The organism is Humibacter ginsenosidimutans (assembly GCF_007859675.1).
In the GTDB taxonomy this organism is placed as follows: Bacteria; Actinomycetota; Actinomycetes; order Actinomycetales; family Microbacteriaceae; genus Humibacter; species Humibacter ginsenosidimutans.
The window spans coordinates 1,595,380-1,619,055 of record NZ_CP042305.1 but is presented as its reverse complement, the minus strand read 5'-3'; the positions used below and the strand labels follow the sequence as shown (position 1 = coordinate 1,619,055).

The window sequence follows — 23,676 nt, the reverse complement described above, 5'->3', positions numbered from 1 at the left end:
CCGCCACCCGGCGCCCTTCACGCGGAGCCCTCAGGCCGCCCGCTGCCCCAGATAGGCCTCGTGCAGAATCTCGGGTTGCTCGCGCAGCCGCACCGCATCGCCCTGGTAGGTGACGCGGCCGCCGGAGACGACGAGCGCCTCCCCGGCCAGTCCGAGAGCGAGTCCCGTGAACTGCTCGACGAGCAGCACGCCCACTCCTGATGCCGCGATGGTCGACACGATCGGCAGCAGTCTCGTGAACACCACGGGCGCGAGGCCGAGTGACATCTCATCGATCAGCAGGAACCGCGGGCGCGCCGCGAACGCCCTGGCGAGCACCACCATCTGCTGTTCGCCGCCGGAGAGCAGCCCGGTGGGGGAGTCCCAGCGCTTCTCGAGCTCGGGAAAGTGGTCGAGCGCTGCACGGGCCTCCTGCTCCGACTTCGCGGTGAGCGCGAGGTTCTCGCGCACGGTGAGCGACGGAAAGACGGCCCTGCCCTGCTCGATGTGCACGATGCCGCGCTTGGCGCGCGCCACCCTGGAGAGCTTGTCGATCGACTGGCCGTCGAGCAGGATGCTGCCGCCCGAGTGCGCGGTCATCGCCGACACCGACTCGATGAGGCTCGTCTTCCCCGCCCCGTTCGGGCCGACGAGGGCCGTCACCTCGCCCGGTCGCAGCGTGAGGCTCACGTGCGAGATGACGGGCCCCGCCCCGCGGCTGACCGTGACGTCGTCGAGCACGAGGGAGCCGGTCGTGCCCGCCCCGGTGCCGGCGCCCTGCACGCTGATCCTGTCGTCGTCGGTGCTCATAGCATCTCCGTTTCGCCCATGTAGGCCTTCATCACGGCAGGGTCGGCGAGCACGTCGGCCTGGGGGCCGCTCGCGATCACCTGGCCGAAGTCGAGCACCGTGATCTCCTGGCACACCGTGCGCACCAGCTCGAGGTCGTGCTCGATCAGCACGACGGCGATGCCGAACCTGGCGGGCACTTGCCTCAGCCGCTCGCCGAGGGCGATGTGCTCGTCGAGCGAGAGGCCGGCGGCCGGCTCGTCGAGCAGCACGATGCGCGGCGCCGCCAGCACGTTGGCTGCCACCTCGACGAGTCGACGGGTGCCGACGTCGACGTTGAGCAGCCTGGTGCGTGCAGGCGGGCAGCCGAAGAACTCCAGCGCGTCGTCGATCTGCGTCGCGGTCAGCTTGCGCCTGGCGACGAACCGCACGTAGGCCTCGATGGTGAGGCTCGGCGGCACACGGTCCTGCTGGAACGTGCGGCGCAGGCCGATGCGGGCGCGCTTGGTGGGGTTCAGGCCGTTCAGCGGCCGACCGGCCAGCGTCACGGTGCCGGTGTGCTGGGGGAGGAAGCCGCTGATGGCATCCACGAACGTCGACTTGCCGGCGCCGTTGGGGCCGATGAGTCCGGTGATGGAGTTCTCGCGCACCACGATGTCGACGCCGTCGAGCGCCTTCACGCTGCCGAACGCCACGCCGAGGTTCTGCACGACGAGCAGCGGCGCGCCCGGCTCCACGGATGCCGGTGCCTGCGGAGCCGGCTCGTCGAGCGTGTCGGCGCGGCCGGCCGCCTGCACCCGTGCCTGGCGCTTCCACCAGGCGTTGCGGATCGCACCGCCGAGCGTCGAGCCGCTGGCCAGCGCCTGCACGCCGAGGGCGCCGAAGATGACGAAGCCCCAGTCCTGCTGGATGCCGAAACGCTTGAGGATCTCGGGCACAGCGATCCACAGGATGCCGCCGAGGATGGCCATGTCGATCAGGTGCGCGCCGGTCATGATCGAGAGCACGTAGAGCGCGAGCGACTGCAGCGGCTGGAAGCTCGACGCGAACGCGAGCCCCACCTGCCCCGCGATGAGCCCGCCGCTGATGCCGCCCAGGGTGGCGCTCACGGCGAACGCGGTGAGCTTGGAGACGCTCACGCTCGCGCCGGCGGATGCCGTGCCGCGCTCCGAGAAGGCGACCGACTTCCATCCGGCGCCCCAGCGCCCGTTCTGCAGGAAGTAGATCGCGACGGCGCACACGGCCAGCACGATCACGCTGAAGAAGAAGAACTGCGGGTCGGTGCTGAACGCGTTCGGCCGCAGCACGGAGTTGCCGTCCGCTGCGCCGGGGAACTGGATCTGCACGAGCGTGACGTCGGCCGCCGCGGCGAACCCGAGCGTGACGACGGCGAGGTTGACGCCGCGCAGCCGCAGGGCGGGCAGCCCGATGATGATGCCGACGATGCCGGCCGCGATGCCGCCGAGCACGAGCCAGACGACGAAGCCGCCTGGCGCATCCATCACGTTGAGGCCCGAGACCACCCAGGCGCCGACGGCGGCGAACGTGAGCTGGCAGAGCGAGATCATGCCGGCGCTGCCTGTCACGATCCCGAGTCCCAGGATGGCGATCGTGGCGACCACGACGCTGATCCCGAGATAGACGAAGTAGCCGCTCAGCGTGATGCTGAGCACGTAGCCCACGAGGATGCCGACGATCGCCACGGCGAACGGCAGCACATACCGCAGGATCGTGCGGCGGTCAGCGCGCAGCATCCCACACCTCCTTGCGCTGCATCCACAGCAGGAATCCGACGATGACGAGGAACGGCACGAAGTTGCGCACCGCGGAGAGCGCGTCGATCTGCGCGACGAGCCCGGTGAGCGCACCGAGCAGCAGGCCGCCGACGACCGACAGGTCGAGCCGGCGGAAGCCGCCGACCAGCGCGGCCGCAGCGGCGGGCACGATCAGCATCGACAGGCTCGTGGCGTCGTTCGCCTGCGAGGGCGCGACGATGATGATGACGAGCGCGCTGATCACGCCGGTCACCGCCCAGACCGCCACGCTGAGCGGGCGGGAGGGGATGCCGATGAGCTCGGCGGTGATCGGACGCTCCGACAGCGCGCGCAGCTTGGTGCCAACGCTCGTTCTGTCCAGCACGAGGGCGGCGGCCACGGCGATCACGACGGCCATCACCACGGTGGTCACCGTCAGCCAGCTCACGGCCACCCCCACGACCTGGAACGCCGGGCCCTGGATGATCGGCTCGAACGGCTGCGGCTTGTTGCCGAACATGATGAACGACAGCGAGATGAGCAGCAGCAGCGGTCCGACGGTGACCGCCGAGCGCGTGCTGGTGCTGGCCTCGGAGAGCCAGGTGGCGATGATCCAGCCGAGCAGGGCGCTCAGCGCGCCGCCGACGAGGATGCCGACGATCGAGGCGAGCGGGATGCTCCACCCCAGCGTGCTCACCAGCCAGACGGCGCAGAACGCGCCGAACATGCCGGTCGCCGCCTGGGCGAAGTTGACGACGCGCACCAGGCGAGCCATCAGCGTGAGGCACACGGCCAGCACCGCGTACAGGCCGCCAGAGGCGAGGCCGGCTATTGCGCCCTGCAGCATCGTGCGGCTCCTTGTCGTCGGGTCTCCATGGGGATCTCTCTTCGGGTCATGACAGATGGATGCCTCGGGCCGGCGAGCCCGAGAGGGGAGGGGCCCGGCGTGCGCCGGGCCCCCGTCTCGTCAGGACTTCGGGATGCAGAGCCAGTTGTCGCCGCCCTTGTCGGCGACGGCCCACTTGTTCGTGCCCGTCATCAGCTGGATGGGCCATCCGCAGATGTTGTTGTCGTGCACCTTCGCCGTGCCGAACGTGTACGGCGTGCCGATCATCGGATCCTTGATGGGCTTCAGGTTGTGCAGGGCGTCGGTCACGTTCTGACGCGTGATCTCCTTGCCGTCCTTCTTCATCTGCTTGAGCACCTGGATGAAGTGGGTCGCGGCGAGGTAGCCGCCCTGGCTGAACGCGGTGAGCTTGATGTTGTTCTTGTCCATCAGGTCGCGCCACGCCTTGGTCTGCGAGTTCACCTCGGTGAAGGGGTAGAACTCGGCGGGCACGTACACGCCCTTGCCCGCGTCGGAGACGGAGTTCGCGTAGTTGGTGCTGTAGACGCTGGTGAGCAGCAGCCACGTCACGTCGTTCCAGCCCATCGCCTGCGCGTTCTTCAGCATGGCGATCGAGTCGGGCTCCACCGGGTTGTTCATGATCGCCTTGCAGCCCGCCTGCTTCGCCTTCACCAGGTACGGCGTGTAGTCGTTGGCGCCGTAGGGAACGGTGTAGTCGGCGTAGAACAGCTTCTGGCCGGTGACCTTCTCCCACTTCTCGATGGCGGCCTGGTAGGCGGGCTTCGTGTTGCCCGCGATCTCCAGCAGTGCGCAGACGTGGTCGACGTGCAGCACGTTCGTTCCGTACAGCAGCGTGAGTGTGGCGTCGTTGAACGGGCCCACGTTGGCCGGGGAGATGTTCGGGCTGTCGAAGCATCCACGGTCCACCCCGATGCCGGGAATGGAGAGGATGCCCTGCTGCTCGTAGTACTTCGCGTTCAGCTCGCACTCGATGAGGCTCGCGCTGCCGACCATGGCGACGGCGTTGTCCTGACCGACGATCTGACGGGCGTCTGCGGTGGCGGTGGCCGGGTCGCCCTTGTCGTCCTGGGCGATGTACTTGATCTTCTGGCCGTCGAGTCCGCCCTGCGCGTTGAACTGGTCGAACACCGCCTTGGCCGCCTGCGACGCCTCGGGGAACGTCGCCGCACCGCTGTCGGTGTTGACGGAGCCGACGACGATCGGCGACTTGTCGCCGCTGCCGCCCCCGCTCGAGCCCTGGCTGCAGCCGCTGAGCAGCAGGATGCCTGCTGCGGCAACGGCCACGACGCTGACGAGTCGTTTGTTCATGGTGTGCCTCTTCTCGATGCCGGCTCGCGCCGGCTGACTGCCGGTCACGTCCGTGTGCCGGTGCGTTTCACATGAGGTGGATCTGGGTGGATCTCTCGGAATGGAGCTGTGCGGTGGATCTGGTGAATGGATCTGGTGGGTGGAGCTGTGATGCAGTGCCGGCGCGGGGCCGGACGATCAGAATTCGCTGGTCGCGCGGGCGACCAGCAGGGTGTCGGTGAACTGCTCGAAGGCCACGACCTTGTCGCCCGCCACCCGCCAGACGTGAGCGACCCGCACGTTCATCGACTCGCCCGTCGCCTTGTACGTGCCGCTGTAGGTGCCGAGCCCGATCACGGTGTCGCCCGCGTCGAGCAGCTCGGTGATCGAGGCGGTGTAGCCGTCCCATTCGCGGCCGAGCCGTTCGAACACGTTCTCGCGCACGGCGTCGGGGCCGATGTACGTTCCCGCGCACGGGAAGCCGGCCATCTCGGTCCAGCGCACGTCGTCGGCGAGCGGGGCGAGCATCCCTGCGAGGTCGCCCCGGTCGTTCGCGTCGTAGTGGGCCTTGACCACGTCGTATGCCGTCATGAAGATCTCCTGGTCGTGGATGTCGTGGGTGTTCGTCGCCAGTGGCCGCCGGTCGGCGACTCAGACCGGCTGGGCGTCGGGGTACGACACCGAGCCGAGCGGGTAGATGTGTCCGCCTGCGCGCGAGTGCTCCGGGCTGCCGTCGCCGTCGAGGCCGAGGAAGACGCCCGTGGTCATCAGCTGGTAGCCGAGATCGTGCAGCCACACGCTGGCGACGGCGATGCGGAACTCGCGGAAGCAGAACAGGTAGAGCCCGTCGGCGAACTTCCACACCGTCGAGAGGTCGGTGTCGCCGTGTCCGCGCTGCACGCCCTCGAGGCACTGCCACGCGTAGCGCTGGCTCGACAGGTACACGTGCTCGTAGAGATGGTGCGGGCTGTAGCGGTAGACGTTGCGCTTGCCGATGAGGTCGCGGCTGGGCCCCGGCACCTCGCCGGTCGCCGCTCCGCCGTCGGTCACGCCGGCCCAGAACGTCTGCGAGACGCGCGGCACGCCGTCGACCTGTTCGGAGCCGATGTGCGAGTGCACCACGGTGGCGCGGTGCGTCGTCGTGGAGTACACGAGCGTCACGGCCTCGTTGTCTCGGCTGGTGAGCGGAAGGTGCACGAAGACCACGTCGTCGCGCACCGCGACGGCGTCGTAGGGGTCGGTCGTGCCCTCGGCCGCCGTCAGCGATCCGGTCGCCGACCAGGTGGCCTTCTCGGCGTCGAAGGCGAGCCGGATGCTCGTGCCGTCGTCGAGCGTCACCGTCACGGTCGTGCCGGCCAGCGACGTGTTCGGCAGGCGGTACGTGTCGATTCCCGCTGCGAAGTCGTCGTAGGTCCGCCACTCGTCCTGGGCCGGATCGGCTGCTGCTGGATCGAGATGCGTGGTCTGATCGGTCATCGACGGGTCTCCTTCTGCGTGGTGCGGGGATCGAGCACGGCCTTGATCACGCCGTCGGAGCGGTCGCGGATGAGGGCGAACGCGTCGGCGACCTCATCGAGGCCGAAGCGGTGGGTGACGAGCGTCTCGAACGGGAACTCGCCGCGGCTCAGCAGGGCGATCGCCGGCTCGAAGCCGCCCGCCGAGAGGAAGCTCGGCACGATGTCAGGCTCCCTCGTGAGCAGGTCTTCGTCGGCGTGAAAGGTGACAGGAACGGCGGCGCCGCAGGCGCCGGCGAGCACGACGCGACCTCCACGGCGCACCAGGCGCACGGCATCCTGCTGCGCTGCTGCGACGCCGGCGATCTCGATCACGACGTCGGGCAGCGTGTCGCCGAACGCCTCGCGCACGGCACCGGCGAGATCGTCGGTCTCGCGGGAGTTCACGACGGCGTCGGCGCCGAACCGGCCAGCAAGCCCGAGGCGCTGCGCCCGGGTTCCGATCATCACGACGCGGCCGGCCCCCGCCGCCCGGGCGGCGGCGGCGATCAGCAGCCCGACCGGCCCCGGGCCGATCACGGCGACGTTCTCGCCGGGTCGCACACGACCGCGCGCCACGGCCCTGCTCGCCACGGCGAGCGGCTCGACGAGCACGGCGCGCTCCCATGGCAGATCGGCGGGCAGGCGGTGCACGATCGCGTCAGCGGGGGCGTGCAGGTACTCCGCGTAGCCGCCCCACAGGCCGGGGGAGACGGTGCGCGGGATGTTCACCCCGTACTGCCTGCCGAACGGCAGGCCGGCGGCCATGTCGTCGCGTTCGCACAGGTTGTACCTGCCCTCGCGGCAGCGTGCGCACGAGCGGCACGGCAGCAGCATCTCCACGGCCACGTGGTCTCCCACGGAGAGCCCGCGCACGGCGGCGGCGTTCTCGCCGATGGCGGCCACCTCGCCGACGAACTCGTGACCCGGCACGAGCGGGAACGGATCGCCGATGTGCCCGGCGAGCAGGTGCAGGTCGGTCGCGCAGATCCCCACCAGAGCGACGCGCACGAGCACGTCGTCCCGGCCGGGTTCGGGCACGGATGCCTGCGCGAGCTCGATCACGTCACGGTCGGCGAACACGACCTGGCGGCTGACAAGGGGGGATGACACGACGATGTGGCTCCTTCATCGGCGCAGCCACTGTGCTGTGCCTCGGATCCCATCGTTCGACCGGCCGCGGAGGCTCTCAAGGCGGCATGGTCGATCGCGCACCGTCAGTCAACCGACGTGCCGCGCACGGCAAGGAGCGGGCCCCGGTGCGTTCGCAGCCCAGACGCCTGTCCCACTCGGCCGTCCGCCGTCGGGCCCGCCGTCGGGCCCGCCGCCCGCCGCCCGACCCACCTACGCTTCGGGTCGCACTTTCGGCCCTTATGGCGGCTCATAAGGGCCGAAAGTGCGACCCGAACGGGTGAGCCGGGCCGGGCCGACGGGAGTCCGACGGGGTCGACCGGAGCCGCGCGCGTCAGCGCGCGGCGCGGTAGTCGCTGGGCGACGTTCCGTACGCGGCCTTGAAGGCGCGGCTGAAGTGCGCGGCATCCACGAAGCCCCAGCGGGCCGCGATGGCGGCCACCGCGCGGTCCGCGTAGAGCGGATCCGCGAGGTCGCGGCGGCACTGCTCGAGGCGGCGCTCGCGAATCCAGGTCGAGACCGTGGTGCCCTGCTCCTGGAACAGCGCGTGCAGGTGCCGGGTGGAAATGAAGTGCGCGGCGGCGATGGATGCCGGTGACAGCTCCGTCGAGGCGAGGTTGCGGTCGACGTGCGCCCTGATGCGCTGCATGAGCGCCCTGTGCGGGTCGCCGCCCGCCTCGTCGAGTCCGAGCTCGCGCGTGAAGACGGTGGTCACCAGGTCGAGAGCGCTGTGCGCGAGCCTCGCCCCGACGTTGCCCGCCAGCTGGTCGAGGTTCACGGCGAGCTGGGTGAGATAGGGGGCGACGACGGCGCCGACGCCCTCGTCGCCGGCGATGCGCACGGCGGTGAGCTCGCCGACGAGGTCGGGCGGCAGGCTGATCAGGTGGTGCGGGAACATCACGACCATGCTGCGGAAGTCGTCGTCGAAGACGAGCGAATAGGGGCGGCTCGTGTCGTAGACGGCGAGGCTGCCCGGTTCGAGCACCGCCTCGCGGCCGTCCTGGATGAGCAGGCCGGTGCCGGAGAGCATGAGGCTCAGCTTGAAGTAGTTGCGGCCGCCCCTTGCCAGGAGCTCCGGCGTGCGCTCGACGGCGTGCGGCGTGGCGCGCAGATCGGTCACGTGCACCTCGTCGACGGCGGCGCCGCGCATCACGCTGCGGAAGCCGTCTCTCTGTCGCGGCCCAGACGTCACCTGCAGCGGCACGAACGCGTCGCTCACGGCGACACGGAAATCGTTGATGCTCCGCGCGACGGTCGTCGCGACGGTTTCGGGCCTCGTCGTGGCAGACACAGGCATCATCACCTCGCACTCATGGACGTGCGAACATCGTATACGATCATCGGCGATTCTGCTCGTGCTGCTGACGGCCTCCGTCTGCTCGATCGGCGATCGCCTTCGTCTGCGCGGGAGACATGCACCCCCGCGCAGACGAAGCGGATGAAGCCGCGGCTCAGGCGGCGCGGATCGCGAGCCAGGCCTCGCGACGCTTGGCCTGGGCATCCGGGTCTGCGACCGGGGATGCCATCAGCAGGCGCTGGCTGTAGGCCTGTGACGGTGTCGTGGTCACCACGTCCGCCGGCCCGTGCTCCACGATCTCGCCCTTGTACATCACCGACACCTCGTGGCAGATGCGGCGCACGACGCCGAGGTCGTGCGACACGAAGAGGTACGAGACGCCGGTCTCGCGCTGCAGGTCGATGAACAGGTCGATGATCGCCGCCTGCGTCGTGAGGTCGAGCGCCGAGACCGGCTCGTCGCAGATGACGAGCTGCGGGCGCCGCACGAGCGCCCTGGCGATCGCGATGCGCTGACGCTGGCCGCCCGAGAACTCGCTCGGGTAGCGGTCGACGCTGTCGGCGGGCAGGCGCACCTTGCCGAGCATCTCCACGATGATCTGCTTGGCCGTGGCCGCTGAGGTGCCGGCCACGCGCAGCGGCTCCGCGAGGATCTGGCCGACCGTCATCGCGGGATCGAGGGAGCCGTACGGGTCTTGGAACACCACCTGGATGTCGTTGGCCAGCTGCCTGCGCTGCCGCTTCGACGCCTTGGTGATGTCGTGACCGTTGAAGCTGATCGTTCCGCCGGTGGTGGGGGTGAGCCCCAGCACGGCCTTGCCGAGCGTGGACTTGCCCGAGCCGGACTCGCCCACCAGGCCCACGCACTCGCCGGGATGGATGTCGAGGCTCACGCCCTTGAGCGCGTGGAACTTGCCGTAGTGCACGCTCACGTCGCGCACCGACAGGAGCGGGGCTGCTGAGGTGGTCATGCTGACACTCCTTCGAGACGCTGCGCCTCACGGGCATCCAGCTCGGTGCGGCTCTCCGCGTCGTCGAGCGACGCGTCGATGAGCTCGCGGGTGTACGGGTTGGCGGGAGAGCGGAAGATGTCGCGCACCTCTCCGGCCTCGACCACGCGGCCGTCCTTCATGACGGTGACGCGATCGCAGATGTCGGCGACGACCCCGAAGTTGTGGGTCACCAGGATGAGCGCCATGTTCTCCTCGGCCTGCAGCTCGCGCAGCAGCTCCAGCACCTCGGCCTGCACCGTCACGTCGAGTGCCGTCGTGGGCTCGTCGGCGATCAGCACCTTGGGGCGTCCGGCAAGGGCGCCGGCGATGAGCACGCGCTGCGCCATGCCGCCGGAGACCTCGTGCGGGTGCAGCTTCATCACGCGCTCCGGGTCGGCGATGCCCACCCGCAGGAGCAGCTGGATCGCGTAGTCGCGCGCCGCGCGACGCTTCATTCCGAGCACAGCGCGCATCGGCTCTGTGAGCTGGTGCCCGATCGTGAACATCGGGTCGAGGTTGCTGATCGGCTCCTGCGGAATGTAGGCGATCTCGCGGCCGAGCAGTGCGCGGCGCTGAGACTTGTCGATGGTGAGCACGTTGGTGCCGTTGATCCAGATGCCGTCGGCACGGGAGATGGCGTTGCCCGGCAGCAGATCGAGGATGGCGAACACCGACTGCGACTTGCCGCTGCCCGATTCGCCGACGATGCCGAGCACCTCGCCGGTGCGCACCTCGAAGTCGACGCCGTGCAGCACCTCGATCTCGCGCTTCGACATGGCGTAGGTGACCTTGAGGCCGCTCACTCTCACCGCGATGTCGGAGGCGGGAGCCGCGTCGGTCGCGTGCGCCCTGGTGAGCGCGGTCAGACGCTTGCGGTCGGCCCTGGTGACCCGGCGGGTCTTCTCGCTGCGGGTGCCGGTGATCTGGCCGAGCGTGGAGCCCATGATCGCGAACGACGCGATCAGAACGCCCAGCACCACGGCGGGCGGCACCATCAGCCATTGGTTCGTGAGGATGCTGTTCATCGCGTCGCTCATCATCGCGCCCCAGCTCGGCGCGAGCGGGTCTCCGATGCCGAGGAACTGCAGACCGGCCTGCATGCCGAGGGCGACGCCCGCGGTGAGCGAGGTCTGGATGATGATGGGCGCCGCGACCACGCGCAGGATGTGGCCCATCATGATGCGTCCGTTGCTCACGCCCGACACCTTCGCGGCGTCGACGTAGGGCTCGTTGCGCACGGCTATCGTCGCGGCTCTCGTGAGCCGGTAGTAGCCGGGTGCCATGAAGACACCCATCACGGCCATCAGGATCATCATGTTGCCGTTGGTTCCGCCGGCCACGATGAGCAGCACGATCATGCCGGGCACCGACATCAGCGCGTCGCTGATCCAGCTGAACGACAGGTCGCGCATGCCGCCGAAGAAGCCGCCGAAGATGCCGGCGGGAACGCCGATCCCGATGCCGACGACCATGACGATGAGGGCGCCGAGGAAGGCATCCTGCCCGCCCCAGACCAGGCGGGACCACACGTCGCGGCCTATGCTGTCGCCGCCGAGGATGTGCTGGGCGCTGGGCATCGCGTTGACGATGTTGTAGTCGATGCGGTTCGGGTCGTGCATCTGGATGAGCGGCGCCATGTAGGTGCCTATCAGGATGATCAGGATGATCGCGGCGGGGATGTAGCCGCCGGGGTGGGTGAAGAACCGGCGGGCGATGCTGCGGTTGACCTTGCGCGTCGCCGACCTGCTCGGCTTCGAGGTGGACTTGCTGTAGATGACCCCGGTGCTCAACGGATTCTCGCCTTCGGGTTGATCCAGCCCAGCACGAGGTCGAGCAGGAGGTTGACGACGACCACGAAGATCACGGTGGTCACGGTGATGGCCAGGAGTTCGGGGATGTCGCCCACCTGGGAGGCCTGCTGGGTCGCGATGCCGAGACCGGGCAGGTTGAAGATCTTCTCGAGGATGATGACGCCGCCGAGCAGGCTCACGAACATGAGGGCGAGCACGGTGACGGCGGCGGGCGCGGCGTTGCGCACGAGGTGCAGGGCCACGCGGTAGGTGCTGAGGCCGCGGCTGCGCAGGGTGCGCACGAAGTCGGACGATCCGGCCCCGACGATGCTGTTGCGCAGCTGGGCGGCGATCATCACGATGCCGCCGAGTGCGAGCGAGATCGCCGGCAGGGTGATGGAGAGCATCCAGCCGCTGACCGAGGCATCCGGCCGCACGTAGCCGAGGGCGGGGAACCATCTCAGGTTCACCGCGAACACGATGACGAGCACGATGCTGATCCAGTAGCCGGGGATGGCGAAGAGAACGACGGATGCCGCCTGCGTGATCTTGTCGACGACACCGCCGGGCCGCAGGCCCGCCACGGTGCCGATGATGCCGCCGAAGACGGCGGTGAGCAGCATGCCGAAGGTGACGACGGAGAGTGTCACGGGGATGCGCATGCCCAGGTCGGCGTTGAGCGGGGTGTTGGTGCGCCACGAGATGCCGAAGTCACCGCGCAGCAGTCCGCTGAGCCAGTTCCAGTACTGGGTCATGAGCGGCTGGTTGAGTCCGAGCAGCTCGCGCTCGGCGTGGATCTGCTCGGGGGTGGCGGTCTTGCCGATGAGCGTCGCGCTGGGGTCGGGGATGGCCAGATGGGCCAGGAAGAATGCCGCGCTGCCCACCACGACGATGAGCACGAGGCCGCTGAGCACTCGGCGAAGGATGTAGACGGCCATGTCGTTCCGTTCGGTTCTTGCTATCGGTCCGACCGGTGGTGAGGGGTCGGGTACCCCTCACCACCGGTCGAGGAAAGGCGAGCTACTTGTCCTTGGGCAGGAACTGCTCCAGGTTGGGAATGTACAGACCCTGAACAGGACGAACGCTGATGCCCGGAACGGAGACGTAGTACGTCGCCCCGTGGTTCCAGACGGCGAACCAGGCGTTGTCGACCGCGTAGGAGTTGTACTCCCCGGCGATCTTGTCGACGTCGGCGTTCGCCGAGTGCAGCTGCGTGTCGAGGCTCTGCAGTTCGGGCACGCCCTGCGTCGAGTTGAACGGGTTGGACATGCCGGGCTGGAAGTACTGCCCGATCGTCATGGCCGGCGAAGCGTAGAGCTGCAGGAAGGCCATGTAGACCGGGTAGTTGCCCGCGAACACCTGCTGGTTGTAGGTGGCGGGGTCGAGGTTGACCACGTTCACCTTGATGCCGATGTCGCCGAGTGACTGCTTGACGGTCGCCGCGGTGGCGGAGAACAGCGACATGCTCGGCAGGTCGAGGGTGAAGCCGTTCGGGTAGCCGGCCTCCGACAGCAGCTGCTTGGCCTTCTTCACGTTGAACGAGTCGACCTTGTTGAGCGAGGAGTCGACGTCGGCGAACACCTGGTTGGTGACGACGGTCGCCGGATCCTTGCTCGCCTTGGCGATCGAGGCGCGGTCGAATGCCATGTTGATGGCCTGGCGCACCTTCAGGCTGCCGAGCGGCTTGAACTTCGCGCCGGTGCGGTCGGCGAGCATGAGGCCCGACCATCCGTTCATGACGTGGTTGATGGTCCAGCCGTTCTGCGCGACGGTCGCCTTCAGCTCATCGCTGTAGTTGGCCATCTCGAAGTTGATCGCTCCGGTCGACATGGCGTTCGACATGGCGGTCGCGTCGGCGATCACGTGGATCTGCAGGTTCTTCCACGGGTACCGCTTGGCGTTCCACGCGCTGTCGTTGCGCGTGAAGTAGTAGTCCTGGCCCGCCGTCGACTTGGATGCGTCGAACGTGTAAGGACCGGAGCCGCCGACCGGGGTGGTCTCCTGCGCGTACTTCGGGTTGGACAGCGCCTTGGCCGAGACCATGTAGCTGCCGCCGAGGCCGAGGCTGTAGAGGAACGCCGGGTCCGGCCTGGTCATCTTGATGGCGACAGTGGAGTCGTCGACCTTGCTGATGCCGGCGACGTTCGCGTAGACCGTCGACGTCATCGGCGCCTTCTTCAGGTACTCGAGGTTCGCGACGGCGGTGTCGGCGTCGAACGTCGTTCCGTCGTCGAACTTGACGCCGGAGACCAGGTGGAAGGTGTAGGTCAGGCCGTCGCTCGACGTGTCGATCGACTTCGCCAGCTGGCCGTACGGCTTGCCGTTCTCATCGACGAGAACCAGCGAGTCGTAGGCGGCCGAGAAGAAGATCGCGTTGAAGGCGGTGCCGCCCTGGCCGATCTCCCATCCGGTCTTGTCGATCACGGTGCCGATGCTGAGCGTGTCGGGCGCCTTGGTCTTGCCGCCGTCGGTGGAGGCCGCATTGCCGCCACCGCCGGAGCATCCCGTGAGCGCGAGGGCAAGAGCGGTGATCACCGCTGCGATGCCCAGACGAGTCTTTTTCATCTCACTTCTTTCACTTGGGGTAGATCGTGAGCGGATGACCGTCTGACGCGTCGGCCGTGACCCGCTTCGGTGATTCTACAGTTGTTGACTAACTTGGCAAATCGGTCGCTCAGCCTGTTTCCAAGCCGTGACCTCGGGCACTCAGACCGCTGTGGCGACGAGCGCGCGCGGGCTGCCGGGAACGTCCACGTACCCGGTGAATTCCCAGCCCGCGTCGGTCAACCACGACCGCACGGTCTCCTCCGGCCACACCTGCGTGCCGTCGAAGTTGAAGTACTCGGCAGCGTGGCGAGCGTCGAGAACACGCTGCTCGGGAAGGCTGTCGAGGAAGAAGTCGAACACCGCGAGCGTCGCGCCCTTCCGCGCGGACGCGCGCAGGTTCGCGAAGATCTGACGGTTCTCGGCGTCGGTGAATCGGTGGATGACGTGCAGGGCCAGCACCAGGTCGTGGTCGCCGCCCGGCACGGCGGTGAGCGTGTCGCCCGCCTCGACCGTGATGCGGTCGGCGAGCCCGGCCGCCTCGATTGCCGGCGTGAGCATCGGACCCGACTCGGCCGGGTACACCATGCGCGCGCTCAGCTGCGGGTTGCGCTTCAGCAGCTCGATCGACCAGCCGGCCGTGAAGCCGCCGAAGTCGAGGATGGAGGTCTTGCCCGTCGTGTCGAAGCGCTCGCCGAACCAGAAGGCGTGCAGGCCGTTGTACTGCATGACGCCTGCCATGAACATGCCCCAGCCGGCCTCGTCGAACTCGAGCGTTCCGCCCTCGTCGGCGTCGACGGTGTGACGGTAGTGACCGAACGCCTCGAAGCTGCCGAGTTCGAGGAAGTTCAGAAACGCGCTCAGGTCGCGCTCGCCTCCCGTGAGGTATTCGGCGGCGTCGTCGGCCAGCTCGTAGCGGCCTTCGCTGCGCGTGAGCAGCCCGGCGGCAGCACTGCCGTCGAGCAGGATGCGCACCTGGCGCTCGGGGTGCTCGGTGGCCGCTGCGACCTCCGTCGCCGTGTGCGCACCGTCGGCGACCGCACGGAACAGGCCGATCCTGGCGGCGTTGAAGAGTTGCTTGGATGCCATGTAACCGGTGGCGACATCCAGGATCCGGGACGGATCTGCGGGCATTTCTGCTCCTTCTGTCGGGTGGAGTGTGGGACAAGGTGTCATGACTCTACAAGTGTGGAAAATAAAACGGCAACCCACCATGATGGATTCATGACTGACTCCCTGCTCACCGTCCGCACCGTTGCGGGCGAGAACCCCGTTCTTCTCATCCACGGCCTCGGCTCGAACTCCCGGAGCGACTGGGAGGCCTCCGGCTTCGTGGATGCCCTCACCTCCGCCGGTCGGGGCGCGATCCTCGTCGACCTGCCGGGTCACGGCGACGGCCCGGCTCTGGCGCGCGGCGAGGTGACCACGGGCGGCATCGCCGCTGCGCTCGCCGCGGCCGTCGACGAGCATGCAGGCGGCCGCGTCGACGTGATCGGCTACTCGCTCGGGGCACGACTGGCGTGGGCGCTCGCCGCGACCGGACGCGTGAACCGGCTCGTGCTCGGCGGGCTCAGCCCGATGGAGCCCTTCGCGCTGGTGAACCTCGACGCGCTGGCCGACGCCGCGGCGGGCAAGGGCGCCCCCGCCGACCAGATCACCGGGATGTTCGCCGGCATGCTCGGTGCACCCGGCCTCGATCCGACGAGCGTCATCGCACTGATCGGTGCACTTGCCGCCGAGCCGTTCGACGCCACGAAGGACGTGCCCCAGGTGCCGACGCTGTTCGTCAGCGGCGAGGGCGACCAGATGGCGCAGGGCGTCGAGCAGATGGTCGCCGGCGTGCCGGGCGCGACACTCGTGCGCGTGCCGGGCGACCACTTCGGTGCGCTGGCGTCGCCCGAGTTCCGTGCGGCGGCGATCGGCTTCGTCACCGAATCGTGACGTTTCACTCGTGATGTGCGCCGCTTCACCTGCGACCTGTGTGCTGAAAATCGGAGTTTCTGCGTGACACGCCGACGCCGGACCGCAATGGCCCGGCGCGGCGCGCAGAACGCCGATTTCCGGCACGCCTGACGCTCAGGCCGTTGCCGCGCGCGAACGTCAGGCGGTCGCCGCCGCGGGCGGCGGGAAACCGGGCGGGAACCACGTGCCGTCGGGATTGACCTTGCGATCGATCCAGAGGTCGGCCGTGAGAGCACGAAGCCGGGGCGCGCCGACGCGGGCGAGCAGGTCGAGGGCGCCGAGGGCATCGTCGAACTGCGCCACCCGGCTCACCCCGAACAGCACGTTGGCGGTCGCGGGGTTCGCCAGACAGAACGCGATGCCGAGCTGGGCGGGCGTGGCATCCAACGACTGCGCGAGGTCGCGCACCGCGGGCCAAGTCGCGACGATCTGCTCGCGGATGCCGCCGACATCCGCCCCGATCTTGCGCTGCGGGTCGGTCTTGCCCACCAGGATGCCGCCCTCGAAGATGTCGGAGGCCTGCAGCGCCAGTCGCCCCTCGGTGAAGAGCCCGCCGTAGAACGGACCCTCGGCCATCGAGCGCCTGGCCAGCCCGTACTTCAGTTGGGCGAACGACGGGGGAGTGAGGCCCTCCTCGGTCGCGACGTCGAGCGCGAGCAGCGCCTCGTCGTACGGCCAGTTGTTGATGCCCCAGTAGCGGAAGCGGCCCGCCTCGATCTCGGCGTGCACGTCGGTGACGACCTGGCGGATGTCGACGGGCGCCATGTGATCGCCCACCACGATGCAGTCGGCGGCCTCGATGCCGATGCGGTCGAGGCTCTGCCGCATCCAGTCGGCGAACGACGTGTTCGGGTAGTCCCAGAGCCAGAGCTTGCCGCACACCAGGTAGTCCTCGCGCGCCAGGCCGGCCTCGCGCACGGTCTCGCCGAAGAGGATGTCGGTGCGCGCCCCCTCCGCGTGCGGTCCCATGTTGTAGTTGCCCACGTCGAAGAACGCCGAGCCGGTCTCTGCGGCGCGGTGCACGAGGGCGATCGCCTCGTCGCGGCTCATGCGGTCCCACGTGTTCCAGGAGCCGAGCGCGAAGACCGGCGCTTCGGCGGAGCCCGGCGCGACGGCGCCGGCGGGATCGAGTGAACGGGTCGGCACGGTGATCTGGGCCATAGAGCTGCTCCTTCGTTTTTCTACAGACGTATAATAAACCGTGGGTCGACCCGACCCGGAGGACGTTCCGCACGAGACGCGTCACGCGTCGTGCGGGCATCAGCGAACACCGTTGTCGAAGGAGTGAATGGTGGGCACACGTACGGTTCTGATCACGGGCGGGGCGGGCGGCATCGGCCGCTTCCTCGCCGAAGCGTTCCGCTCGGCGGGCGACACGGTGGTGTTGGCGGATCTGCCGTCCAGCCGCCTCACGGAGGTCGGCGAGGAGCTCGGAGTGGCGACGGTGCCGCTCGACATCACCGATCAGCAGGCGGTCGCCGCTGCCGTGGAGGCCGTTCAGGCCGAGCACGGGCCGATCGGTGCGCTGGTGAACAATGCGGGCATCCTGCACCTGCACGGTGACGTGCTGTCGTTGCCCGTCGCCGACTACGAGACGACCATCCGGGTGAACATCCTCGGCACCTTCACCGTCACGCAGGCTGTGGCGAAGGCCATGATCGCCTCCGGCACGCGTGGCGCCGTCGTGAACATCTCCTCGATCGGCGGCAGGCAGCCCACGCCCGGCATGGGCGCCTACGAGACGAGCAAGGCCGCCGTGGACGCGCAGACGCGCTGGGCTGCGATCGAGCTGGCCGCGCACGGGATCCGCGTGAACGCCGTGGCACCCGGCCCGGTGGACACGCCGATGATGAAGATGGGGATGCCCGAGGGCTCGCCCATGCGCGAGGCGTGGCTCTCGCGCATCCCGCTGAAGCAGATGGCCGACCCGGCCCAAGTGGCCTCGGCGGCGGTGTTCCTCGCCTCTGACGGCGCGGCGGACATCACCGGGGTGAGCCTGCCGGTGGACGGCGGACAGCTGCTGGCCTGAGCACGTCGCCTCGGGTGCGCGGCCCGCACCCGAGGCGGCTCGCGCGACGAGCGCGATGCACGCGCCGAACACGCAGCGCGCACGCGAAGAAGGGGGCCGGCGGCTGCCGGCCCCCTTTTCGTGCGAGAGCGATCAGGCCGACGGAACCGCCGACTCGACAGACTCGCTCGAAGCGTCGAACACGACCTCGCCGCCCAGAAAGGTGAGTTCGATCGCCACGTCGGGAAGACCTGCTGCACCCACGTCGTCGGGGTCCGAGGAGAGCACGACGAGGTCGGCGATCTTGCCGGCCTCGAGCGTTCCCTTCCACGACTCGGCGTGGTCCTGCCATGCGGGCACAGCGGTGTAGCGGCGCAGCAGCTCGTGCATGCGCGCGCGGGGGTCGTCTGACTCTCCGAGCAGCCGGTCGGCGGCAGCCACCTCGGTGCGCCAGTCGGGGGAGAGGATGGGCGAGTCCGAGCTCAGCGTGATGTTCACGCCGGCGTCGAGCAGTCGTCGGCCGGTCCACGGCTCGGGTTCGCCCGGCTCGAGGCTGGGCTCGAAGGCACTGTCCGCCCACTCGCCCGCGAACGAGGCGATGCCGGCCTGCACCGTCGCACCCATGTCGTGCGCGGCGAGCGCGGCGGCGGCGGACTCGCTCACCATGTCGGCGTGTACGAGGTAGTGCCGCAGATCGGAGGAACCGTCGCCCTGTGCCTCGCGCACGGCATCGCACACCACGTCGATCGTGTGATCGCCCGTGGCGTGCACGGCGACCTGCAGCCCGGCCTCGTGCGCGGTGCGGATGGCCAGCCTCAGGTTCGCCTCCCGCTCGCCGTCGTCGTCACCGTCGATGAGCAGCGCGCCATGGGTTCCGTCGATGTAGGTGCCGTGGATGTACGCGTTGCGCATCGGGGGGATGCCGTCGCCGAAGATCTTGATGCCCGGAATGTGCAGCAGGTCGTCGTTCGGTGACGAGGTGTCTGCCTCGCGGATGCCGCGCACGATGTCGTCCACCGTGCTGGGGCCGTCGATGAGACCGAACAGCAGCAGCAGGGTCACCCTCGACCTCAGCAGACCCTCCGCGGCGAGCTCGCGGTACACGTCGAGAACCTCGCGGCCGAAGCTGCCGGTGGGGCCGGCATCCTCGCCCGGTCCGATGCCGGGCTCGGTGTAGCTCGTGATGCCCAGCGACGCCAGCAGGTCGCCGGCCTTGAGCAGGGCGGCACGGCGCTCCTCGCGGTTGGTCACGAGCGGACCCGGCTGCTGCGGACCGCCGCCGAACACGGTGGCCGGCCACATGCCGCCGAGCCAGGATGCGTGCAGGTGCGAGTCGTTGATGCCGGGCAGCACGGTGCGTCCTTCGAGCTCGATCACCCTGGTGCGCGCACCGATCAGCTCGGACATGTCGGCGTTCGATCCGGTGGCGACGATGCGGCCGGAGCGTACGGCGATGGCCTCCGCGCGGGTGTCGTGCTCGTCGAGCACGTGGATGCTTCCGCCGCGGAGAACCAGGTCGACGCCCTTGTCGTCTTCGCTCACGAATTCCTCATTTCACGTCTGTCGTGTTTGTGTCAACGAATGTAGACTAACCGCACCTCGAACGAGCGACAACTCATTCGTCACGACAGACCGTCGCGACAGATGTCACGACAGAAAGGGATCAGCGATGACGCTCCCCACGTCCACCCGGGCGGCCGTTCTGGTCGACCACGGCGCCGAACTCGAGCTGCAGAACCTGCCGCTCCCGACCGAGATCGAGCCGGGTGCGGCGCTCGTGAGGCTGGTGTGCTCCACGCTCTGCGGCACCGACATCGAGATCTGGGAAGGCAAGATGAGCTTCCCCGGCATGCTCCCGATGGTGCTCGGCCACGAGATGGTGGGCGAGGTCATCGCGGTCGGCGAAGGCGCGAACGACGCGCTCGGCCACCCGCTCGAGCCGGGTCAGCGCATCGGCTGGTCGGAATCGGTCTGCGGCGAGTGCTACGGATGCACCGTGCTTCGTGAGCCGGTCTTCTGTCAGAAGCGCGGCTACGGCTTCATGCAGCGCAGCGACGTGCCGCCCTATGCCACGGCCGGCCTCGCCGAGTACGCCTACGTCACGCCGGGCGCGCAGAAGCTCATCTTGCCCGACGAGGTCAAGGATGCCTGGGCCGCCATGGCCGGCTGCGCCGCGAAGACCGTGCTCCGCGGCTTCGACCGCGCGGGCGGGGTTCGCGCGGGCGACACCGTCGTCATCCAGGGCTCAGGCGCCCTCGGCGTCTTCGCCACGGCCGTCGCCAAGATCTCCGGCGCGGGCAAGGTCATCACCGTGGGCGGCCCCGACTCCCGTCTCGAGGTGGCGAAGAAGTTCGGTGCCGATCACGTCGTCAACATCTCGGTGGGCAGCGACGGCATCGTGCAGCAGGTGCTCGAGCTCACCGGCGGTGCCGGCGCGAACCTCGTCATCGACCTCGCGGGCGCCCCGAGCGTCGGCCCCGAGGCCATCGGCATGGCGGCCGCGCGCGGCACCTTCGTCGTGATCGGCAGCACCGGACCCGTCGGCCAGCCGTTCGCGCTCTCCGGCATCATGGGCAAGGAGCTCACGGTGGTCGGCTCGATCAACGGCGACGTCTCCGACTACTTCCACGCCATCGAGTTCTTCAAGGCCTTCGCCGACCGCTACGACTGGGACGAGCTGTTCAGCGCGCCCGTCGGCCTCTCCGAGGCGTCGGCGTGCATCACGCACATGCACGACCAGTCCGAGCTCAAGGCCGTCATCGACCCGCGCCTGCCGTAGGCCAGGATCCGGGCCGCACCCACTTCGTGCGGCCGGTCGGAGGACACGTCGGCCGGTCGCACGAATCCCACTTAGCTCTCCGGCGATAGGCCCGAGACGCCCACCTTCTCCGGCGTGGGGCCGGAGAGCCTCACCACCCTCTCCGGCGAGATGTCGGAGGCACCCACCACCTTCTCCGGCGAGCGGCCGGACGAAACGCGAAGGAGCGATTCATGACTCAGACCGTCCCCCGCAGGGCGCTGCCGGGCACCGACATCCAGGTGCCCGCTCTCGCCCTCGGCTCGTGGCACACCTACGACCGCATGGACTTCGAAGACGCCGTCGCGCTCGTGAACGCCGCGATCGAGCACGGCGTCAACCTGTTCGACGTCGGAGTGTACGGCTTTCCGGGCATGCGCCCGCCGGCCATCACCGATGTGCTGTTCTCGGCCATCATCAGGGGTGCAGGCGTCGCGCGCAACCAGTACCTGCTCTCCGAGAAGGTGTGGACGGATGCCTACGACGGCGGCTTCCGCCCCCAGCTGGAGCATGCGCTGTTCCGGGTGGGAACCGATCACGCCGACCTGGCCGTGCTCGGCGACATCCACCGCGACGACATCACGATGCACGACATCGCCACAGCCATGCACGAGCTCGTCGACGCCGGCCTGGTGAAGGCGTGGGGCGTCAACAACTGGTCGGCCGCGAACATCGCCGAGCTGCGTCGCATCGCCGCCGACGAGGGGCTCGTCGCGCCGGTGTTCGCCCAGCTGAAGTACTCGGTGGCCAGGCGCTCCATCCCCGACGGCGAACCGTTCGGCGAGCTGTTCGCCGACGGCTTCGTGTTCGAGGCCTCCGACTGTCTCGAGGGCGGATACCTCGCGGGCAGGACTGAGCTCACGCGCGAGGTCGGCCGCGACCCCGGCGAGGTGCGCGCCACCCTGCTGAAGACGCTGCCGGCGTACGTGGCGCTGGCGGAGAGCCTCGACACCACACCCGCGCGCCTGGCGATCGCGTTCACGCTCACCCACCCCGCGAACGTCACGACGCTGTTCGGTGCCACCCGCCTCGAGCAGCTCGACGACAACCTTGCCGCGTTCGAACTCGTCGAGAGGCTCGGAGCCGAGCGCATCCGCTCCGCCGTCGAGCCGTTCTGGGCGGACAGAGACGTCGTCGACCCCGCTGGGCCGTAGGCCGAGCACCACGACAGGGTGCGGATGCCTGCCGTCGGTCGGGCGGGCATCCGCACTCCCTGCTTCCAACACCCGGCTCCACCATCCCTCAGCCATACCATCACCGACTTCCACCACAACGACCGCACCGCAACGACGCGAGAGGCGAACGACATGACCGTTTCCGACTACCAGAAGCTCCCACCCGTTCCGTACGACCCCGAACTGCTCGACGGAATGGAGATGATGCGCCAGACCTTCGAGCCGGTCCCGCTGCGCGCGGACACCATCGTTCCGAGCCGCGAGCACGTCGACAGGGTCACTCTCGGCGACCCGGACATGCTCGTCGGCGATGCCCCCGTCGAGCTCACGGAGCTCACCGTTCCGGGACCGGCGGGATCACCGGAGGTCGCGATCACCGTGGTGAGCCCGAAAGGCGGATCCACGAACGGACCGGCCATCTTCGGCATTCACGGCGGCGGCATGGTGCTCGGCAACCGCTACATGGCCGTCGGTGCCGTGGTTCCACTCGTCGTCGCGTTCGACGCGGTCGCCGTCTCCGTCGAATACCGGCTCGCACCGGAGAACCCCTGGCCGGCCGGTGTCGAGGATTGCTACGCCGCGCTCGAGTGGTTCGCGCGGCACGCGGCCGACTGGGGAGCAGACCCCGAGCGTCTGCTCGTGATGGGCTCCTCGGCGGGCGGCGGGCTGTCTGCGGCGATGGCGCTGCTGGCGCGCGAGCGCAAGGGTCCGAAGCTGATCGGCCAGCTGCTGGATGCCCCGATGATCGACGACCGCAACGAGTCGCCCTCGACCCGCCAATACGATCTGCGCGGTCTCTGGGATCGCAACAACAACGACACCGCCTGGACCGCTCTGCTCGGCGAGAAGGCGGGAACGGATGCCGTGCACTGGTCGGCAGCGCCGAACCGCATGGAAGACCTGTCGAACCTTCCGCCCGCCTACATCGAGGTCGGCTCGGCGGAGATCTTCCGCGACGAGGCGACCGACTACGCGTCGCGCATCTGGGCGGCGGGCGGACAGGCCGAGCTGCACGTGTGGGACGGCGGCCACCACGGATTCAGCGGTTTCTCGCCGAGCTCCATCGTCGGCGCCGCGGCCAACGATGCCAGGATGAGCTGGCTACGACGCGTGCTGGGCTGATCCGACGGCCGCGAGCTCGGCCGGCACGCCCATCTTGGCGAACTGGTCGTCGATCATCCGTTCGAGCATCTCCGGCCGCGCGTACGACGGGCCGATGGCGCTCAGCACCGTGGCGCCGATGTTGAAGAGGATGAGCTCGTCGGCGATCGTCTCGTCGGGAGTCTCCGAGGTGATCGCGCCCTGACGGCGGCAGACGCCGATCAGCGCCGTCAGGTCGCGACGCCAGCTCGCGAGGTGCTCTTCGTAGGAATCCTTGATGGCCTGCGACGACAGACCGCGCTCCCAGAACGCGAGCAGCACGCGCGCCGACTCGCGCGACTCCTGGTCGAGCGGCAGCGTTCCGCGCACGATGGCGCGCAGCGCGTCGATGCCCTCGAGTCCTTGGGCTGCCGACGTGAGGCGGGAGATCACGCGGTCCATCGACAGCTGGTAGGCCCCGGTGATGATGTCGTCTTTGCCGGGGAAGTAGTGCTTCAGCGCGCCGTTGGCGAAACCGGCCTCGGCGGCGATCTCACGCATCGTCGCGGCCTCGAGACCGCCCTTGACGATCAGCCGCCACGTGACGTCGATGATCTCCCGGCGCCGCTGATCGTGGTCGATCGCCTTGGGCATTGCGGGCCTCCATTCCCACGCGCGTGCGCGCGGGCATTCAGTGTACGGCCGATCCCGCAGGGTCTCTGCAGGACGGG

At 68.9% G+C, this 23,676-nt stretch carries 21 protein-coding genes; 5 read left to right on the top strand and 16 right to left on the bottom strand.

What is annotated here, in order from left to right:
• Positions 1 to 30 precede the first annotated feature (30 nt).
• From FPZ11_RS07635 to FPZ11_RS07575, 13 genes are all read right to left on the bottom strand, one after another.
• Positions 31 to 789 carry an ABC transporter ATP-binding protein gene (locus tag FPZ11_RS07635; protein WP_146319747.1) on the bottom strand — a complete coding sequence of 253 codons (759 nt, stop codon included), beginning with the start codon at positions 787 to 789 and terminating at the stop codon, positions 31 to 33.
• Positions 786 to 2,522: a branched-chain amino acid ABC transporter ATP-binding protein/permease gene (locus FPZ11_RS07630; protein ID WP_146319745.1), complete on the bottom strand. Its 1,737-nt coding sequence runs from the start codon at positions 2,520 to 2,522 to the stop codon at positions 786 to 788. The genes FPZ11_RS07635 and FPZ11_RS07630 overlap by 4 nt, the downstream gene beginning before the upstream one ends.
• On the bottom strand, positions 2,509 to 3,369 hold the full coding sequence (locus FPZ11_RS07625; RefSeq protein ID WP_146319743.1) for a branched-chain amino acid ABC transporter permease: 861 nt from the start codon (positions 3,367 to 3,369) through the stop codon (positions 2,509 to 2,511). The genes FPZ11_RS07630 and FPZ11_RS07625 overlap by 14 nt, the downstream gene beginning before the upstream one ends.
• Positions 3,370 to 3,489: 120 nt before the next feature.
• Complete coding sequence (locus FPZ11_RS07620) at positions 3,490 to 4,698, bottom strand: ABC transporter substrate-binding protein (protein WP_146319741.1); 1,209 nt, start codon at positions 4,696 to 4,698, stop codon at positions 3,490 to 3,492.
• A 177-nt stretch (positions 4,699 to 4,875) separates the two neighbouring features.
• Complete coding sequence (locus FPZ11_RS07615; protein ID WP_146319739.1) at positions 4,876 to 5,268, bottom strand: nuclear transport factor 2 family protein; 393 nt, start codon at positions 5,266 to 5,268, stop codon at positions 4,876 to 4,878.
• A 60-nt stretch (positions 5,269 to 5,328) separates the two neighbouring features.
• The gene (locus FPZ11_RS07610; RefSeq protein WP_146319737.1) at positions 5,329 to 6,153 is read right to left on the bottom strand and encodes a MoaF C-terminal domain-containing protein; all 825 of its coding nucleotides are present in this window, start codon (positions 6,151 to 6,153) and stop codon (positions 5,329 to 5,331) included.
• A complete protein-coding gene (locus FPZ11_RS07605; protein WP_146319735.1) occupies positions 6,150 to 7,283 on the bottom strand; it encodes a zinc-dependent alcohol dehydrogenase in 1,134 nt (377 codons plus the stop codon). Before FPZ11_RS07605 ends, FPZ11_RS07610 begins: the two co-directional genes overlap by 4 nt.
• Before the next feature lie 352 nt (positions 7,284 to 7,635).
• Positions 7,636 to 8,598 (bottom strand): AraC-like ligand-binding domain-containing protein, encoded by a 963-nt coding sequence (locus FPZ11_RS07600; protein ID WP_146319733.1) that lies wholly within the window; start codon positions 8,596 to 8,598, stop codon positions 7,636 to 7,638.
• A gap of 154 nt (positions 8,599 to 8,752) precedes the next feature.
• Positions 8,753 to 9,568, bottom strand: coding sequence for an ATP-binding cassette domain-containing protein (locus FPZ11_RS07595; RefSeq protein ID WP_146319731.1), 816 nt, complete (start codon positions 9,566 to 9,568; stop codon positions 8,753 to 8,755).
• Entirely contained in the window at positions 9,565 to 11,379 is a 1,815-nt protein-coding gene (locus FPZ11_RS07590) for a dipeptide/oligopeptide/nickel ABC transporter permease/ATP-binding protein (RefSeq protein ID WP_246846591.1), read from the bottom strand. Before FPZ11_RS07590 ends, FPZ11_RS07595 begins: the two co-directional genes overlap by 4 nt.
• Positions 11,376 to 12,317, bottom strand: a complete 942-nt coding sequence (locus FPZ11_RS07585) for an ABC transporter permease (RefSeq protein WP_146319729.1) — start codon at positions 12,315 to 12,317, stop codon at positions 11,376 to 11,378. Before FPZ11_RS07585 ends, FPZ11_RS07590 begins: the two co-directional genes overlap by 4 nt.
• 82 nt (positions 12,318 to 12,399) lie before the next feature.
• The gene (locus tag FPZ11_RS07580; protein WP_146319727.1) at positions 12,400 to 13,944 is read right to left on the bottom strand and encodes an ABC transporter substrate-binding protein; all 1,545 of its coding nucleotides are present in this window, start codon (positions 13,942 to 13,944) and stop codon (positions 12,400 to 12,402) included.
• Between the two features lie 141 nt (positions 13,945 to 14,085).
• Positions 14,086 to 15,057 (bottom strand): methyltransferase family protein, encoded by a 972-nt coding sequence (locus FPZ11_RS07575; protein WP_146319725.1) that lies wholly within the window; start codon positions 15,055 to 15,057, stop codon positions 14,086 to 14,088.
• 90 nt (positions 15,058 to 15,147) lie between these two features.
• Here FPZ11_RS07575 and FPZ11_RS07570 point away from each other — a divergent pair, with 90 nt between their 5' ends.
• On the top strand, positions 15,148 to 15,864 hold the full coding sequence (locus FPZ11_RS07570; RefSeq protein WP_146319723.1) for an alpha/beta fold hydrolase: 717 nt from the start codon (positions 15,148 to 15,150) through the stop codon (positions 15,862 to 15,864).
• A 159-nt stretch (positions 15,865 to 16,023) separates the two neighbouring features.
• On the opposite strand, the gene FPZ11_RS07565 is transcribed toward FPZ11_RS07570, so the two are convergent.
• Complete coding sequence (locus FPZ11_RS07565; RefSeq protein ID WP_146319721.1) at positions 16,024 to 17,046, bottom strand: aldo/keto reductase; 1,023 nt, start codon at positions 17,044 to 17,046, stop codon at positions 16,024 to 16,026.
• A 127-nt stretch (positions 17,047 to 17,173) separates the two neighbouring features.
• Here FPZ11_RS07565 and FPZ11_RS07560 point away from each other — a divergent pair, with 127 nt between their 5' ends.
• Entirely contained in the window at positions 17,174 to 17,914 is a 741-nt protein-coding gene (locus FPZ11_RS07560; RefSeq protein ID WP_146319719.1) for an SDR family NAD(P)-dependent oxidoreductase, read from the top strand.
• Positions 17,915 to 18,046: 132 nt separating this feature from the next.
• Here the strand turns inward: FPZ11_RS07560 and FPZ11_RS07555 are convergent, their stop codons facing one another.
• Positions 18,047 to 19,435 (bottom strand): amidohydrolase, encoded by a 1,389-nt coding sequence (locus FPZ11_RS07555; RefSeq protein ID WP_146319717.1) that lies wholly within the window; start codon positions 19,433 to 19,435, stop codon positions 18,047 to 18,049.
• 127 nt (positions 19,436 to 19,562) lie between these two features.
• Between FPZ11_RS07555 and FPZ11_RS07550 the strand changes: the two genes are divergently transcribed.
• The 3 genes from FPZ11_RS07550 (at position 19,563) to FPZ11_RS07540 (ending at position 22,987) form a co-directional block, all read left to right on the top strand.
• Positions 19,563 to 20,672, top strand: a complete 1,110-nt coding sequence (locus FPZ11_RS07550) for a zinc-binding dehydrogenase (protein WP_146319715.1) — start codon at positions 19,563 to 19,565, stop codon at positions 20,670 to 20,672.
• Positions 20,673 to 20,884: 212 nt separating this feature from the next.
• Complete coding sequence (locus tag FPZ11_RS07545) at positions 20,885 to 21,844, top strand: aldo/keto reductase (protein WP_146319713.1); 960 nt, start codon at positions 20,885 to 20,887, stop codon at positions 21,842 to 21,844.
• A gap of 153 nt (positions 21,845 to 21,997) precedes the next feature.
• On the top strand, positions 21,998 to 22,987 hold the full coding sequence (locus FPZ11_RS07540) for an alpha/beta hydrolase (protein ID WP_146319711.1): 990 nt from the start codon (positions 21,998 to 22,000) through the stop codon (positions 22,985 to 22,987).
• On the opposite strand, the gene FPZ11_RS07535 is transcribed toward FPZ11_RS07540, so the two are convergent.
• A complete protein-coding gene (locus tag FPZ11_RS07535; protein WP_146319709.1) occupies positions 22,967 to 23,599 on the bottom strand; it encodes a TetR/AcrR family transcriptional regulator in 633 nt (210 codons plus the stop codon). The two genes, FPZ11_RS07540 and FPZ11_RS07535, sit on opposite strands and share 21 nt — an antisense overlap.
• Positions 23,600 to 23,676: the final 77 nt, after the last annotated feature.

Bases quoted from the DNA above. Each gene is read 5' to 3' on its own strand.
- FPZ11_RS07635 (WP_146319747.1), bottom strand. From the start codon at position 789: ATGAGCACCGACGACGACAGGATCAGCGTGCAGGGCGCCGGCACCGGG.
- FPZ11_RS07630 (WP_146319745.1), bottom strand. From the start codon at position 2,522: ATGCTGCGCGCTGACCGCCGCACGATCCTGCGGTATGTGCTGCCGTTC.
- FPZ11_RS07625 (WP_146319743.1), bottom strand. From the start codon at position 3,369: ATGCTGCAGGGCGCAATAGCCGGCCTCGCCTCTGGCGGCCTGTACGCG.
- FPZ11_RS07620 (WP_146319741.1), bottom strand. From the start codon at position 4,698: ATGAACAAACGACTCGTCAGCGTCGTGGCCGTTGCCGCAGCAGGCATC.
- FPZ11_RS07615 (WP_146319739.1), bottom strand. From the start codon at position 5,268: ATGACGGCATACGACGTGGTCAAGGCCCACTACGACGCGAACGACCGG.
- FPZ11_RS07610 (WP_146319737.1), bottom strand. From the start codon at position 6,153: ATGACCGATCAGACCACGCATCTCGATCCAGCAGCAGCCGATCCGGCC.
- FPZ11_RS07600 (WP_146319733.1), bottom strand. From the start codon at position 8,598: ATGCCTGTGTCTGCCACGACGAGGCCCGAAACCGTCGCGACGACCGTC.
- FPZ11_RS07595 (WP_146319731.1), bottom strand. From the start codon at position 9,568: ATGACCACCTCAGCAGCCCCGCTCCTGTCGGTGCGCGACGTGAGCGTG.
- FPZ11_RS07585 (WP_146319729.1), bottom strand. From the start codon at position 12,317: ATGGCCGTCTACATCCTTCGCCGAGTGCTCAGCGGCCTCGTGCTCATC.
- FPZ11_RS07580 (WP_146319727.1), bottom strand. From the start codon at position 13,944: ATGAAAAAGACTCGTCTGGGCATCGCAGCGGTGATCACCGCTCTTGCC.
- FPZ11_RS07575 (WP_146319725.1), bottom strand. From the start codon at position 15,057: ATGCCCGCAGATCCGTCCCGGATCCTGGATGTCGCCACCGGTTACATG.
- FPZ11_RS07570 (WP_146319723.1), top strand. From the start codon at position 15,148: ATGACTGACTCCCTGCTCACCGTCCGCACCGTTGCGGGCGAGAACCCC.
- FPZ11_RS07565 (WP_146319721.1), bottom strand. From the start codon at position 17,046: ATGGCCCAGATCACCGTGCCGACCCGTTCACTCGATCCCGCCGGCGCC.
- FPZ11_RS07560 (WP_146319719.1), top strand. From the start codon at position 17,174: ATGGTGGGCACACGTACGGTTCTGATCACGGGCGGGGCGGGCGGCATC.
- FPZ11_RS07550 (WP_146319715.1), top strand. From the start codon at position 19,563: ATGACGCTCCCCACGTCCACCCGGGCGGCCGTTCTGGTCGACCACGGC.
- FPZ11_RS07545 (WP_146319713.1), top strand. From the start codon at position 20,885: ATGACTCAGACCGTCCCCCGCAGGGCGCTGCCGGGCACCGACATCCAG.
- FPZ11_RS07540 (WP_146319711.1), top strand. From the start codon at position 21,998: ATGACCGTTTCCGACTACCAGAAGCTCCCACCCGTTCCGTACGACCCC.
- FPZ11_RS07535 (WP_146319709.1), bottom strand. From the start codon at position 23,599: ATGCCCAAGGCGATCGACCACGATCAGCGGCGCCGGGAGATCATCGAC.